The sequence below is a fragment of the Geodermatophilus sp. SYSU D00703 genome, assembly GCF_054050155.1.
Window position 1 is genome coordinate 245,988 of sequence record NZ_JBJGYU010000003.1, and the last position, 13,991, is coordinate 259,978.

The following is a 13,991-nucleotide window of genomic DNA, read 5'->3' on the forward strand; positions in this document are numbered from 1 at the left end:
CCCGCGTCGGGCAGGGACCCCCGCGACCGCCGGTATCGTCCCGCCATGGACACCGCCCGCTGGCGCGACGTCGTCCGCCCCGACCTGCCGGGCCCCGAGCACGACCGGCGGGACCGCGCCTACCGGTGGGTGATCCGGCTGGCCCTGCTCGTCTTCCGGCTGCTGCGGTTCCGGTTCGACGTGCGCGGCTCGGAGCACATCCCGACCAGCGGCGGCGCGATCGTCTGCAGCAACCACGTCAGCTACCTGGACTTCACCTTCCTCGGCCTGGCCGCGCTCCCGCGGCGCCGGCTGGTGCGCTTCATGGCCAAGCAGTCGGTGTTCTCCTCCCGGGTCTCCGGGCCGTTCATGCGGGCCATGCACCACATCCCGGTCGACCGCCGGGCCGGCGCGGCCGCCTTCGAGTCCGCCGTGCGGGCGCTCAGGGACGGCAAGGTCGTCGGCATCTTCCCCGAGGCGACGATCAGCAGCAGCTTCGTGGTCAAGGACCTCAAGGCCGGCGTCGCCCGGATGGCGATCGACGCCGGCGTACCGGTGCTGCCCGCGGCGGTCTGGGGCGGGCAGCGGATCGCCACCAAGCACCGCCCCGTGCACCTCCGTCGGGGCGTCGCGATCACCGTGCTCCTCGGCGAACCGATCGTCCCAGGGCCGGCGGAGCGGACCCAGCAGCTGCTCCGCCGCATCCGCACGGCCATGGAGGAGCTGGTCGACCAGGCGCAGCGGACCTACCCCCAGCAGCCGGCCGGCCCGCACGACCGCTGGTGGCTGCCGGCGCACCTCGGCGGCACCGCGCCGACGCCGGAGGAGGCGGCGGCGATCGACCACCACGACGTCCGCGGCACCCGGCAGCGGGTGCCCCGCCCGCACCCCCTGGCCCGGATCCGGGCGCTCCTCGCCCGCCGGCGCGCCTCCCGCTGAGCGGCCCCGTCCCGAGGCTCGCCGCGGCCTCGTCCCGGGCACCGCCCTGAGCCTGCCAAGGGTGGGTGGACGGGGTCCTCCAACGGTGAGGAGAACCGGGTCCTTGCGGGGGTGCTCTCCGGGGTCCTCCCTCAGTGGACGACCGGCGGGGCCATCAGCCGGAACACGTCCAGCTCGACGTCGTACCAGCGGCGCATCCGCCCCAGCGGCTCCATGCCCAGCCGCCGGCAGACCGCCACGGACGGCGAGTTGCCCGGCCGCACGACCGCGTAGACCTCCGGCACGCCGGCGGCGAAGGCGTGGTCGATGACCGTCCGCGCGGCCTCGGTGGCGTACCCGTGGCCCCAGCAGTCCGGGTGCAGGTGCCAGCCGACCTCCACCTCGCCGACCCCGCCGGGCAGCGGCTTGACCAGCACGGTGCCCGCGACCGTCCCGGACGCGGCGACCTCGACCGCCCACACCCCGAACCGCTCGTCGGCGCAGACCGCCGCCCAGCGGGCCACCAGCTCGACCGGGGTGAGCGACGGCGTCCCGCCCAGCCAGCGGGTGACGTCGTCCCGGCCGTAGAGGTCGGTGAGCCGGGCGAGGTCGTCGCGGCGGGTGGTCCAGGGGCGCAGCCGCAGCCGAGGGGTGCACAGGTCCCCGCCGCGGGCCGCCATCCGACCTGCCTACCGCCGGGAACGGCCCCCGGCCACCCGGGGACGGCGCGTCCGGACGGCTCGCCGCGACCCCGTCTCCGGTCTCGGCCCCCTGCAGGGTCCGTCGGGAGCGAGCGAGCGGCGGGGGTGCTTCCTCAGTCCGCCAGCGACGCCGCCCGGGAGGCGGCCGCGGCCACGTCGGCGGAGACCGGGTCGACCGCGCGGGCCCGCCACCAGGCCCGGCCGCTCTCCGGCAGCGTGCCGATGGGGTCGTAGTAGGTGTAGCGGCGGTCGAGGGCGTCCTCGTCGGAGCGCTCGATGCCGGTGCGGTAGTTCTTCGTCCAGTAGCTGATGCCGCGCTCGCGGTCGTACTCGGCGACCTGGTGCACCCAGCGCTTGCCGACGTAGGGGACGTCGCAGACGATCCGCGGGGTCGCGAAGCCGGGCAGGTAGCCCATGACGTCGTGCTGCAGCGTCTGCGCCTCGGCCAGCGACACCCGCCAGTGCTCGGCGCTGGGCACCATGTCGCACATGTAGAAGTAGTAGGGCGTGATGCCGGCGCCGTCGAGCAGCGCGAAGCACAGGTCGAGCAGTTGCGGCGCGGTGGCGTTGACCCCGCGCAGCAGCACCCCCTGGTTGCGGACGTCGCGCACGCCCGCGGCCAGCATCGCCCGCGCCGCCTCGGCCACCAGCGGCGTCACCTGCTGGGCGGCGTTGACGTGGGTGTGCACGGCCAGCGACACGCCCCGCTCCCGCGCCCGCCGGGCCAGCCGGGTCATGCCCGCGACGACGTCGTCCTGCAGCCAGTGCTGCGGCAGGCCCATGAGCGCCTTGGACGCCAGCCGGATGTCGCGCACCGACTCGATCTCGAGCAGGCCGGAGACGAACGCCTCGAGGGTCCTGAACGGCAGGTTGGCGACGTCCCCGCCGGAGACGACGACGTCCCGGACCCCGGGGGTGCGGCGCAGGTACTCGAGCATCGCCGCCTGCCGGTCGACCGGCTTGAGCTCGAACCGGAGCTTGGCGACGGCGGGGGTCGAGTTGCCCACCAGGTCCATCCGGGTGCAGTGCCCGCAGTACTGCGGGCAGGTCGGCAGCAGCTCGGCGAGCACCTTGGTCGGATAGCGGTGGGTGAGCCCCTCGACCGCCCACATCTCGTGCTCGTGCAGCGAGTCGCGGGCGGCGTAGGGGTGGCTGGCGGCGGCCCCGGGCAGCCGGTCGGAGGCGACCGGGAGCATGTAGCGGCGCACCGGGTCGGCGCGCAGCGCGGCGGTGCCCGGCACCGCGCCGGGGACGAACGTGTTGAGCATCTGCGGCGGCAGCAGCAGCGACATGGTGGCCCGCCCGGCCTGGTCGGCCTCGACGTCGGCGTAGAAGGCGTCGTCGAGCAGGTCGCCGTACACGCCGTGCAGCTGCCGCACGTTCTTCACGCAGTGCGCCCGCTGCCACTGGGCGCTGCGCCACTCGTCCTGGGTCACGCCGGCGAACCCCGGCAGCCGCCGCCAGTCGGGCTCGACCAGGGGCCGGGCGGCGTACTCGTAGGGCTGTTCCAGCACGGCGGCACCTCTTCCGGGTGGCGGTCCTCGCGACACCGGGGACTCTACGGGAGGATGTCCGGTGGACTGCCCCGGATACGATGCGTTTTCCTCCCTCGACCGGGTGAGACAGGAGGATCGGTGACGACAGCGGAACGCGCCCTCGGGGTGCACCGCGTGCTCGAACCGCCGGGCGTGCTGCCGCAGGCGGCCTGGCGCCTGGACGCCGACCCGGCCATCGGCCCCGACGAGGTCCGCGTGGCGGTACAGCGACTGAACCTCGACGCCGCGTCGTTCCGGCAGCTGTCGGAGGCCTGCGGCGGCGACGGCGCGGCGGTCCGGTCGGCCGTGCTGGAGATCGTCGCCACCCGCGGGAAGGTGCAGAACCCGGTCACCGGCTCCGGCGGCATGCTGCTCGGGGTCGTCGACGCGGTGGGGGAGGGCTCCCCGCTCGGGCTGCGGGTGGGGGACCGCGTCGCCACGCTGGTCTCGCTGACCCTCACCCCGCTGCGGATCACCGACGGCCTGGCCGGGTGGGACGGGCGCTCGGAGCAGGTGCCGGCCGCCGGGACGGCGATCCTGTTCGCCCGCTCCATCGCCGCCGTCCTGCCCGACGACCTCCCCGACGCGGTCTCCCTCGCGCTGCTCGACGTGTGCGGAGCGCCGGCGGCCACCGCGCGGGTGGTGCAGCGGACGGCGGCGCGGTCGGTCGTCGTCCTCGGGGCGGCGGGCAAGTCCGGCTGCCTGAGCCTGGCCGCCGCGCGGGCCGCGGGCGCCGCCGAGCTGACCGGCCTGGTCCGAGACGAGCGGGAGGCCGCCGCGCTGACCGCCGCCGGCCTGGCCGACCGGGTCGTGGTCGCCGACGCCACCGACCCGCTCGCCGTCGCCGCGGCGGTCGGCACCCCGGCCGGGGTCACCGTCGTGTGCGTCGACGCGCCCGGCGCCGAGCACGGCGCGGTCCTCGCGACGGCCGACGGCGGGACCGTGGTCTTCTTCTCGATGGCGACGTCCTTCGCGCGGGCGGCGCTCGGAGCAGAGGGGATGGCGGCCGACGTGACCATGCTGATCGGGAACGGCTACACGCCGGGGCACGCGGCCCTGGCCCTCGCCCTGTACCGCTCCACCCCCGGCGTCCGCGCCCTCGTCGACCCGCGGGTGAGCGCATGAGCCTGCTCGTCACCGACGTGACCGTCGGCGACCGGCCCGGCCGGGCGGTGCGCGTGGAGGAAGGCCGGATCGCCTGGCTCGGCGACGCCGCCGACGCCGCGCCCGCCGACCGGGTGCTCGCGGGGGAGGGGGCGCTGCTCACGCCGGCCTTCGTCGACGCCCACGTGCACGCCACGGCGACCGGGCTGGCGCTCATCGGCCTCGACCTCCACTCGAGCCTGAGCCTGCAGGAAGCCGTCGCGTCGGTCCGGGGGCACGCGGCCGCCGTCCCCGGCGGGATCCTGCTCGGCACCGGGTGGGACGAGACCGCCTGGCCGGAGGGCCGCGGGCTCACCCGGCACGACCTCGACGCCGTCGTCGGCGACCGGCCGGCCTACCTGGCGCGGGTCGACGTGCACTCGGCCACGGTCTCCACGGCGCTGCTGGACCGCGTGCCGGGGATCGCGCGGCTGCCCGGGTTCGCCCCCGACGGCCGGCTGCGGCTGGACGCCCACCACGCCGCGCGGCAGGCCGCCTACGGCGCGGTGGACGCCGGCCGGCGCCGCGCCGCCCAGCGGGCCACGCTCGCCGCCGCCGCGGCACTGGGCATCGGCAGCCTCCACGAGATGGCCGGGCCGGAGGTGTCCGGCGCGCAGGACCTCGCCGACCTGCTCGCGCTGGCCGCCGAGACCCCGGGCCCCCGGGTGCGCGGCTACTGGGGCGAGCTCGCCGAGCGCGGCGGCCTGGCGGTCGTCGCCGAGCTGGGCCTGGCCGGCGCCGGGGGCGACCTGTTCTGCGACGGCGCCTTCGGCTCGCACACCGCCGCGCTGAGCGCGCCGTACGCCGACCGGCCCGGCGCCGCGGGGGCGCTGCGCTTCGAGACGGCGTCGCTGGTCCACCACGTGCGCGCCTGCACCCTCGCCGGCGTGCAGGCCGGCTTCCACTGCATCGGGGACGCCGCCGTCGAGCAGGTGCTCGCCGCGGTCGGCGCCGTCGTCACCGAGCTGGGCCGCGCCGCGGTGCGCGCCTGCCGGCACCGGCTGGAGCACGTGGAGATGGCCGGCCCGTCGGCGGTCGAGCGGATGCGGGACTGGGGGATGGTGGCCAGCGTCCAGCCCGCCTTCGACGCGGCCTGGGGCGGTCCCGCCGGCATGTACGCCGAGCGGCTCGGCGCGGAGCGGGCGCGGGGCTGCAACCCGTTCGCCGACCTCTCCGACGCCGGGGTCGCCCTGGCGCTGGGCAGCGACGCGCCGGTCACCCCGCTGGACCCGTGGGGCGGGGTGCACGCGGCGGTCGACCACCGCACGCCGTCGTCCGGGCTGCGGCCGTTCGACGCCTTCGACGCGGCCACCCACGGCGGCTGGCACGCCGTCCGCGCCGAGCACCCCGCGGGCCCGCTGGCCGTCGGCGCGCCCGCGGACCTCGCGCTGTGGGAGACGGCGCAGACCCTCTCCGCCGTCCTCGCCGAGCGGGCCCGCCCGGCCTGCCGGAACCTGCTCGTCGACGGCCGGGAGGTGCGGTGACGACCCTGGAGCTCGATCCGGTGCTGGTGGCCCGGGCGCGGGAGCTGGCCGTCCGGGCGGCGCAGCCCGTGGTGGACCTCGCGCGCCGGCACACCACGGTCTCCGTGGAGCGGGCGGTGCTGCGGCTGGCCGGGCTCACCGGCACCGACCCGGTCACCGGCGACGGCGCCGTCACCGACCGGGTGCCGTGGGTGAACCGCGTGGTGGACGCCGTCCGCGACCAGGTGGGGCTGGAGTCCGGCGTCGCGCTGCCGGTGTGGCACGCGATCGCCGCAGGGCGGGCGCCGGACCTGCAGGGTCTCGCCGAGCAGGTGGGGGCGGGGACGGCGCGCTTAGACCTGCCCGCGGGCGCCGACGCCGAGCGGGCCCGGGCCGCGGCGCGGGACGCGGTGGCCGCCGGCATCGCCCGGATCGACGCCAACCGCGCCCGCCGCGAGCAGCTCGTCGCCCGCCTCGGCGACCCGCCCCGGCGGCCGTGGATCTACCTGATCGTGGCCACCGGCGACATCCACGAGGACATCCCGCAGGCCCAGGCCGCGGCCCGCGCCGGCGCCGACGTCATCGCCGTCATCCGCTCCACCGGGCAGTCGCTGCTGGACTACGTGCCCGAGGGCGCCACCCGCACCGGCTACGCCGGCACCTACGCCACCCAGGAGAACTTCCGGCTCATGCGGGCCGCGCTGGACGACGTGAGCGCGGAGCTCGGCCGCTACGTCCGGCTCACCAACTACGCCAGCGGCCTGTGCATGCCCGAGATCGCCGTCCTGGCCGGGCTGGAGCGGCTGGACATGATGCTCAACGACGCGATGTACGGGATCCTCTTCCGCGACATCAACCCGCAGCGCACCTTCGTCGACCAGCGGTTCAGCCGGATGGTGCACGCCCGCGCGGGGATCGTCATCAACACCGGCGAGGACAACTACCTCACCACCGCCGACGCCGTCGGCGAGGCGCACACCGTCACCGTCAGCCAGCTGCTCAACGAGACCCTCGCGCACGAGGCCGGCCTCGAGGACTGGCAGCTCGGCCTGGGCCACGCCTTCGAGATCGACCCGGACCGCCGGGAGTCGTTCCGGCTGGAGCTGGCGCACGCCCTGCTCGCCCGGGCGCTGTTCCCCGACGCGCCGCTGAAGTGGATGCCGCCGACCAAGCACATGACCGGCGACGTGTTCCGCGGCTACCTGCTCGACGGCTTCTTCAACCTCGCCGGGGCGCTCACCGGCCAGGGCATCCTGCTGGTCGGGATGATGACCGAGGCCGTGGTCACCCCGTGGCTGTCCGACCGCGACCTCGCCCTGCGGAACGTGCGCTACGTCCTGGATGCCGCCGGCGGCCTGGTCGAGGACTTCGCCCCGCCCCGGGGCGGGTTCATCGACCGCCGCGCGCACACCGTGCTCACCGAGGCGGTGCAGCTGCTGGAGCGGATCGCCGACGAGGGGCTGCTGCAGGCGATCGCCGACGGCACCTTCGGCATCACGAAGCGGCCGCCGGACCGCGGCAAGGGGCTGGACGGCGTCGTCCGGCTGGGCCCGGAGGCGTACAACCCGGCGCTGGAGCTGCTGGCGAAGGAGCCAGCCCGTGCCTGACGGGACCGTGATCCGGCCGTACGGCGACACCACCGGCGACGGGATGGTGCAGCTGTCGTTCACCCTGCCGGTGCCCCCGGGCCCGCGGGCGGACGGCGCGGCGCTGCAGCTGGCGAACAAGATGGGCATCGACCCGGCGATGGTCGTGCACAGCCACGGGATGGGGGAGGGGTTCACCTTCTTCGTCGTCTACGGCAGCGTGCGCCACCTCGTCGACCTGGACGCGGTGGCCGTGGAGGAGCGGGCCTACCCGCTCCTGACCCCGGCGGAGGTCGACGCGGCCATCCGCGCCGGGCTGCGCCGCAAGCTGGTCGTGCTGGGCGCCTGCATCGGTACCGACGCGCACACCGTCGGCATCGACGCGATCCTCAACCTCAAGGGCTTCGCGGGGGAGAAGGGCCTGGAGTACCACCGGGAGATGGAGGTGGCCAACCTCGGCGCGCAGGTCAGCGTGCCCGAGCTGGTCACGCGGGCGCGGGCGGCCCGCGCCGACGCCGTCCTGGTCTCCCAGGTGGTCACCCAGAAGGACGCCCACCTGCGCAACACCCGCGAGCTGGCCGCCGCCTTCCGCGAGGCGATGGGGGAGGACCGCCCGCTGCTGGTCGTCGGCGGCCCGCGCTTCGACCCGGCGATGGCCGGCGACCTCGGCGTCGACAAGGTCTTCGGCCGGGGGACGACGCCCGGCGAGGTCGCCAGCTACCTCGTGTCCGCCCTCGTCCCCGCAGGAGCCGCCCCGTGACCGACGACCCCCGCCTCGGGCTGACCGTCACCCACCGCCGGTACGTGCCGTACGCGCACGCCCACTACGGCGGGAACCTGGTGGACGGCGCCTACACGCTCGGGCTGTTCGGCGACGTCGCCACCGAGGTCGCCATCGTGATGGACGGCGACGAGGGGCTGCTCGCCGGGTACACGGAGGTGCGCTTCCTCGGCCCGGTGCAGGCCGGCGACGTGCTGGAGGCGAGCGCCGAGGTGGTGCGGATCGGCCGCCGCAGCCGCGAGCTGCGCTGCACCGCCCGGGTGGTGGCCCGCGCGCAGCCTGAACGGGGCCCCTCGGCGGCCGCCGTCCTGGACCGGCCGCAGACGGTCGTCGAGGCCACCGCCACCCTCGTCGTCCCCGGGCCGGCCTGATCGCGCCGGGCTGTCCAGGCGCCACGCCGTAACGAACAGGTCACAGTTCGTCACGAGGCCCTCCGGAGGCGGGCGCGCCCGCCGGCGCACTTCTTACAGTGCCTGCAGTTCCACTCCGGGAGCACCGGCACGTGCCTCCCCGGACCAGTCGTGCGGGCCCTCCGGCCGCGCGGACGGCGCCGCCGCCCGCAGCCCCGGGTCGTGAGCGCCGGCGGCTGCCCGGGGGAGCGCGGTCCGGGCACCCGGCGGGGCCCGTCCGGGTCCGCACCACCAGACAACGGCCCGCCGATCGCCGCCAGCGACCGGCCGGCCGGCCCGAAGGTGCGACCACCCGAGCGCGGGAGCCGCCGGCGCCGACCGGAGCCCCGGCGCGGACGACGCGCGGTCGTGCGGCCGCGCCGGGATGGGATGCTGGGGCGCGGACCGCGGCAACGGCGCCGGCGGTCGCGGCCCCGGTGCGACCTGCCCGGGGCCGGGCGAGCGCACGAGCACGGGAGGCGACGGTGGGAGCAGTCGCCTCCGGCACGCTGGAGCGCCCCTCGGAGGCCCCGCGGCCGGCGCCCGCGTCCCGCCTCCGCCCGCCCTGGCGCACGCTGCTGGCCGCCGCCGGCGGGGGACTGCTCCTCCTCGCGTTCCCGGGCTCCGGCCTGTGGCCGCTGGCCGTCCTCGGCCCGGCCGCCCTCGCCCTCGCCGTCTCCGGGCAGCGCGCCCGCTCGGGGGCCTGGCTGGGCCTGGTCTGCGGCCTGGCGTTCTTCGTGCCGCTGCTGTCGTGGAGCGGGATCTACGTCGGCTCCTTCCCCTGGCTGGCGCTCGCGGTGTCCCAGGCGCTGTTCGTGGCGCTGCTGGGCGCGGCCACAGCGGCGACCTCCCGGCTGCCGCTGTGGCCGCTGTGGGCGGCGGCGCTGTGGGTCGCCGACGAGGCGGTGCGCGGCCGGCTGCCGCTCGGCGGGTTCCCCTGGGGCCGGCTGGGGCTGAGCCAGACCGAGGGCCCGTTCCTCTCCCTGGCCGCCTACGGGGGCGTGCCGCTGGTCGGCTTCGCCGTCGCGCTCACCGGCACGCTGCTGGGCGCCGGGGTCCTGCGCCTGGCCGGGCCGGGGGCCGGCGGGAGGCCGTCCCGGCGGGCCGGCCGTGGCGCCGCGCTGCGGGCCGCGGCGCTCGCGCTCGCCGGCGCGGCCGCGGTGCCGCTGCTCGGCTGGCTGGCCTGGGCGCCGCTGCCCGGCCCCTCGCTCACCGAGGGCGGCCCGACGCGCACGGTCGCCGTCGTCCAGGGCGACGTGCCCGAGCCCGGGCTGGAGTTCAACGCGCGCCGGCGGGCGGTCCTCGACAACCACGTCACCCGCACCGTCGAGCTGGCCGCGGCGGTCGCGGCGGGGGAGCAGCCCCGACCGGACCTGGTCGTCTGGCCGGAGAACAGCTCCGACATCGACCCCTACCTCAACCAGGACGCCGCCCGCGCGATCAGCCGGGCCGCCGACGCCATCGGCGCGCCGATCCTGGTCGGCGCGGTCGTGGACGGGCCGGGCCGGTTCATCAGCAACACCGGCATCGTCTGGGACCCCCGGACCGGGCCCGGCGACACCTACGTCAAGCGCCACCCGGTGCCGTTCGGCGAGTACGTGCCGGCCCGGGGCTTCTTCCGCCTGTTCAGCGACAAGGTCGACCTGATCCGGCGGGACTTCGTGCACGGCACCGAGGTCGGGCTGCTGGAGGCCGGCGGCGCGCGGGTGGGCGACCTCATCTGCTTCGAGGTCGTCTACGACGGGCTGGTGCGCGACGTGGTCCGGGCCGGGGCCGGGATGGTCGTCGTCCAGACCAACAACGCCACCTTCGGCTACACCGCCGAGAGCGAGCAGCAGCTGGCGGCCAGCCAGCTGCGCGCGGTCGAGTACGGCCGCACCGTCCTCGTCGCCGCCACCAGCGGCATCTCGGCGATCGTCGCCCCCGACGGCTCGCTGGCCGCCCGCTCGGGGCTGTTCGAGCCGGCGGTCTTCGTCGAGGACGTCGCCCAGCGCGACTCCACCACCGTGGCCGAGCGGCTCGGCGCCGGGCCGGAGTGGGGCCTGAGCGCGCTCGGCGCCGGGGCGCTGCTGGCCGTCGCCGTCCCCGGCGCGGTCCGCCGCCGCCGCGCCCGGCGGAGCACCCCGTGACCGGACCGCGGGTGCTCGTCGTCGTCCCTACCTACGACGAGGTGGAGAACCTCGAGCCCGTCCTCGAGCGGCTGCACCGCAGCGTCCCGGCCGCGCACGCCCTCGTGGTGGACGACGGCTCGCCCGACGGCACCGGCGAGCTCGCCGAGAAGCTGGCCGCCCTCGACCCCCGGGTGCACGTGCTGCGCCGCACGGACAAAGCCGGGCTCGGGCCGGCCTACGTCGCCGGGTTCCGATGGGGCCGGGCGCACGGCTACGACGTCCTGGTCGAGATGGACGCCGACGGCTCGCACCACCCCGAGCAGCTGCCCGCCCTGCTGGCCGCGCTCGACGGCGCCGACCTGGCGCTCGGCTCGCGCTACGTGCCCGGCGGCCGGGTGGAGGACTGGCCGGCGCACCGGCTGCTGCTGTCCCGCGCGGGCAACCTGTGGACCCGGTGGGCGCTGCGGCTGCCGCTCGCCGACGCCACCGGCGGGTTCCGCGCCGTGCGGGCCGCGCTGATCGACCGGCTGCCGTTCGACGACGTGGCCAGCCAGGGCTACTGCTTCCAGGTCGACTGGGCCTGGCGGGCGGTCCGCGCCGGCGCCCGGGTGGTCGAGGTGCCGATCACCTTCACCGAACGGGCGTTCGGCCGGAGCAAGATGAGCGGTTCGATCGTTGGAGAGGCATTGGTACGGGTCACCTGGTGGGGCCTGCAGGACCGGCTGGCCGACTGGCTGCCGGGCCGGGTCCGCCGCCCCGTGCCGGGACGGGTCCGCGACGGCGGGCGGTCGACGGCGGTCCGGTAGGCGGGCCGGGGCCGCACGAGCCGGGCGGGCCGAGGAGAGCCGTGGGTCGCCGCGTGCGCATCGCAGCCGGGCTGTTCGCCCTGGCCGAGGTCGTCGTCTTCGTGCTGGTCGCGAGCTGGATCGGGGTCGGCTGGACCCTGCTGGCGACGCTGGCCACCAGCGCGCTGGGGTGGGCGCTGCTGGCGCGGCAGGGCACCCGGGCGCTGACCGAGCTGCGCGACCGGGCCCGGGACCGCCGCCCGCCGGGCCGCGCGCTCGGCGACGCGGGACTGATCGCCCTCGGCGGGCTGCTCATGGTGCTGCCCGGCTTCCTCGGCGACCTGGTCGGCCTGCTGTGCCTGCTCCCGCCCACCCGGTTCCTCGTGCGCGGGCTGCTCGCCCGGGTGCTGGCCACCCGGCTGCCGGTGCAGCTGCGCGGCCCGGTGCACGTCCGCAGCCGCCGCGTCGAGGGCGTGCCGTACGCCGGGCCGCCGCCCGCGGACCGGCCGCTGGTCATCGAGGGCGAGGTCGTGGAGCGCGAGCCCGGCCGCCCGTGAGCGGCCGGGCCGGTCAGGCCGCGTCCGGCAGCACCCGGAACCGCAGGCTGGTCCGGGCGCCGGCCTCGACGACCCCGAGCTTCTCCAGGGCCTGCCGGGGGCGTCCTCGAACAGCCGCACGCCGGTGCCGAGCAGCACCGGCATGACGTCGACGTGCAGCTCGTCGACCAGCCCGGCCCGCAGCAGCTGCCGGTTGAGGTCGGCGCCCCCGACGACGGTGACCGCCCGCTCGCCGGCCAGCTCGACGGCCCGGGCCACGGCCGCCTCCGGCCCCTCGGTGACGAAGACGAAGGACAGCCGCTCGTTGCTCCTGGGGGCGACGGCCGGGAGAGCGTGGGTGAGGACGACGATCGGCACCTGCAGCTCGTAGCTGTCGGCGTAGCCGTCGGTGTCGCCGGCCATGTCGAAGGTCCGCCGGCCCATGAGCACCGCGCCGGTCTGCGCCTGGAGCTCCCGCACGTAGGGCGCGTCCTGCAGGTCGGCCAGATCGGGGTACAGCGCGTCGGCGTTGCCCGCCGCGTCGGCCACGAAGCCGTCGAGCGAGATCGTCATCCCCGCGATCACCCGTGCCATGCGTGCTCCTCCCGCCGTCCCGGACCGCTCCAGCAGGGCAGACGGCCGGGACGGGCCGGACTCATCGCCCGCCGGACGCGGAACGACCCCGGTGGGGAGTCCCACCGGGGCCGTTCCGCACCTGCCGCGTCGCTCAGCTGGCGCGGGTCCGCCGGCCGCGCAGCACCTCCAGGCGCTCGGCCAGGACCTCCTCGAGGTCCTCCACCGAGCGGCGCTCCAGGAGCATGTCCCAGTGCGTCCGCGGGGGCTTGACCTTCTTGGGAGCCGGCTCGGCACCGCCGACGAGCTTGGCGGCGGAACCGTCGAACTTGCACTCCCAGGTGTCGGGGACCTCGGCGTCGTCCGCGAGGGGCACGGTGAACAGGTGACCCGAGGGGCACCGGTACTCCACGTACTGCCGCTCGATCGGCGCGGTGTTCCGCTCGGTCTCGTAGCTCACGCTGCCCAGTCGGCTGCCCCGCAGGGAACGCTCGCCCATGGCACACCGTCCTCTCGTGCTGGTGGTGTCGGTCGTGTCTCGTCGTCGCCGGGCGGTGTGTACCCACCCGTCGAGGGAGTCGAAAGGACCAACGACAGATTTCGCGGAGAGATTCCGCAGAGCCGGTTCGAAATCATCGCATGGGGTGGTATAGGGGCCACCACCCACCCCCCAACGGGGGAACTCAGGGCAGAGCGAGCTGCCCGGGGCCCGCGGCGGTCGGCCCGAGCTGCCCCAGGACGTGGTGCCGCCGGCAGAGGACCTGGTAGTGCACCTCGGGCTCGGGCCCGGTCTCGTCGGGAGCCAGCGTGGGGGCGGTGTCGGCGACGACGACCGTCGCGCCCTCGCGCACCATCGCGCCGTCCACCACCCGCGCGTTGAGCAGGCCGGGCAGCCCGCACCAGCAGAGCACCTCCACCTGCACCCGCTGGACGTCGTCGGCGACCTCCAGCAGCCGCTGCGTGCCGGGGAACAGCCGGGTGCGGAAGTCGGTGGTCAGGCCGAAGGCGTAGACGTCGACGTGCGACTCGTCGACGAGCTCGGCGAGCTGGTCGACCTGCCCGGCGGTGAGGAACTGGGCCTCGTCCACGATCAGGTAGTCCACCCGGTCGCCGACCGCCCAGGAGTCGCGGACCAGCAGCCGCAGGTCGGTACCGGCGTCCACCTCGACCGCCTCCCGGCACAGCCCGACCCGGGAGCTGATCTGCGGCCGGGCGGAGCGGTCGCCCTGGGTCAGCAGCAGCCCCCGCCGTCCCTGGCGGCTCTGGTTGTGGTCCACCTGCAGCGCGAGGGTCGACTTCCCGCAGTCCATCGGCCCGTGGAAGAACCGCAGGTGTGCCGGCGCCGGGTGGCGGCGGCGGTCGCCGGCCACGGGGACGGAGACCAGCCGACGCTCGGTCCGGGCATCGGAGTCCAGGGGGGAGGTCACGCTGCCTCCTCGCTGGCGCTCGTCGGCACCGTTCCCTGAGGTGGTGTGTCCTCGGATGACCTCG

Annotated in this window: 13 protein-coding genes and 1 pseudogene; 9 read left to right on the forward strand and 5 right to left on the reverse strand. The window is 76.4% G+C overall.

The window, feature by feature from the left end; genetic code table 11:
* The first annotated feature begins 45 nt into the window (after positions 1-45).
* Positions 46-918, forward strand: a complete 873-nt coding sequence (locus ACI782_RS06265; protein ID WP_456907194.1) for a lysophospholipid acyltransferase family protein — start codon at positions 46-48, stop codon at positions 916-918.
* A gap of 131 nt (positions 919-1,049) precedes the next feature.
* Here ACI782_RS06265 and ACI782_RS06270 read toward each other — a convergent pair whose 3' ends face one another.
* A complete protein-coding gene (locus tag ACI782_RS06270) occupies positions 1,050-1,577 on the reverse strand; it encodes a GNAT family N-acetyltransferase (RefSeq protein ID WP_456907195.1) in 528 nt (175 codons plus the stop codon).
* 134 nt (positions 1,578-1,711) lie between these two features.
* Positions 1,712-3,112, reverse strand: a complete 1,401-nt coding sequence (locus ACI782_RS06275; protein WP_456907197.1) for a KamA family radical SAM protein — start codon at positions 3,110-3,112, stop codon at positions 1,712-1,714.
* A gap of 120 nt (positions 3,113-3,232) precedes the next feature.
* Here ACI782_RS06275 and kdd point away from each other — a divergent pair, with 120 nt between their 5' ends.
* From kdd to ACI782_RS06315, 8 genes are all read left to right on the forward strand, one after another.
* Positions 3,233-4,258, forward strand: coding sequence for an L-erythro-3,5-diaminohexanoate dehydrogenase (gene kdd, locus ACI782_RS06280; protein ID WP_456907199.1), 1,026 nt, complete (start codon positions 3,233-3,235; stop codon positions 4,256-4,258).
* Positions 4,255-5,760 (forward strand): amidohydrolase, encoded by a 1,506-nt coding sequence (locus ACI782_RS06285; RefSeq protein ID WP_456907201.1) that lies wholly within the window; start codon positions 4,255-4,257, stop codon positions 5,758-5,760. The genes kdd and ACI782_RS06285 overlap by 4 nt, the downstream gene beginning before the upstream one ends.
* The gene (kamD, locus tag ACI782_RS06290) at positions 5,757-7,346 is read left to right on the forward strand and encodes a lysine 5,6-aminomutase subunit alpha (RefSeq protein WP_456907203.1); all 1,590 of its coding nucleotides are present in this window, start codon (positions 5,757-5,759) and stop codon (positions 7,344-7,346) included. The genes ACI782_RS06285 and kamD overlap by 4 nt, the downstream gene beginning before the upstream one ends.
* Complete coding sequence (kamE, locus tag ACI782_RS06295) at positions 7,339-8,085, forward strand: lysine 5,6-aminomutase subunit beta (protein WP_456907205.1); 747 nt, start codon at positions 7,339-7,341, stop codon at positions 8,083-8,085. The genes kamD and kamE overlap by 8 nt, the downstream gene beginning before the upstream one ends.
* The gene (gene kal, locus ACI782_RS06300) at positions 8,082-8,477 is read left to right on the forward strand and encodes a 3-aminobutyryl-CoA ammonia lyase (protein ID WP_456907207.1); all 396 of its coding nucleotides are present in this window, start codon (positions 8,082-8,084) and stop codon (positions 8,475-8,477) included. Before kamE ends, kal begins: the two co-directional genes overlap by 4 nt.
* 503 nt (positions 8,478-8,980) lie before the next feature.
* Positions 8,981-10,624: an apolipoprotein N-acyltransferase gene (gene lnt, locus ACI782_RS06305; RefSeq protein ID WP_456907209.1), complete on the forward strand. Its 1,644-nt coding sequence runs from the start codon at positions 8,981-8,983 to the stop codon at positions 10,622-10,624.
* Positions 10,621-11,412 (forward strand): polyprenol monophosphomannose synthase, encoded by a 792-nt coding sequence (locus ACI782_RS06310; protein ID WP_456907211.1) that lies wholly within the window; start codon positions 10,621-10,623, stop codon positions 11,410-11,412. Before lnt ends, ACI782_RS06310 begins: the two co-directional genes overlap by 4 nt.
* A 41-nt stretch (positions 11,413-11,453) precedes the next feature.
* Complete coding sequence (locus ACI782_RS06315; protein ID WP_456907213.1) at positions 11,454-11,948, forward strand: FxsA family protein; 495 nt, start codon at positions 11,454-11,456, stop codon at positions 11,946-11,948.
* 156 nt (positions 11,949-12,104) lie between these two features.
* Here the strand turns inward: ACI782_RS06315 and ACI782_RS06320 are convergent.
* From ACI782_RS06320 to ACI782_RS06330, 3 genes and pseudogenes are all read right to left on the reverse strand, one after another.
* Positions 12,105-12,521, reverse strand: a pseudogene (locus tag ACI782_RS06320) (dihydrofolate reductase family protein); the annotation flags it as partial.
* Between the two features lie 133 nt (positions 12,522-12,654).
* A complete protein-coding gene (locus ACI782_RS06325; protein WP_456907215.1) occupies positions 12,655-12,999 on the reverse strand; it encodes an RNA polymerase-binding protein RbpA in 345 nt (114 codons plus the stop codon).
* 184 nt (positions 13,000-13,183) lie between these two features.
* Positions 13,184-13,927: a thymidine kinase gene (locus tag ACI782_RS06330; protein ID WP_456907217.1), complete on the reverse strand. Its 744-nt coding sequence runs from the start codon at positions 13,925-13,927 to the stop codon at positions 13,184-13,186.
* Positions 13,928-13,991 lie beyond the last annotated feature (64 nt).

What these genes read in the sequence shown, in the direction of transcription:
- ACI782_RS06285 (WP_456907201.1), top strand. Translation starts at nt 4,255, where the DNA reads ATGAGCCTGCTCGTCACCGACGTGACCGTCGGCGACCGGCCCGGCCGG.
- ACI782_RS06325 (WP_456907215.1), bottom strand. Translation starts at nt 12,999, where the DNA reads ATGGGCGAGCGTTCCCTGCGGGGCAGCCGACTGGGCAGCGTGAGCTAC.
- ACI782_RS06265 (WP_456907194.1), top strand. Translation starts at nt 46, where the DNA reads ATGGACACCGCCCGCTGGCGCGACGTCGTCCGCCCCGACCTGCCGGGC.
- ACI782_RS06270 (WP_456907195.1), bottom strand. Translation starts at nt 1,577, where the DNA reads ATGGCGGCCCGCGGCGGGGACCTGTGCACCCCTCGGCTGCGGCTGCGC.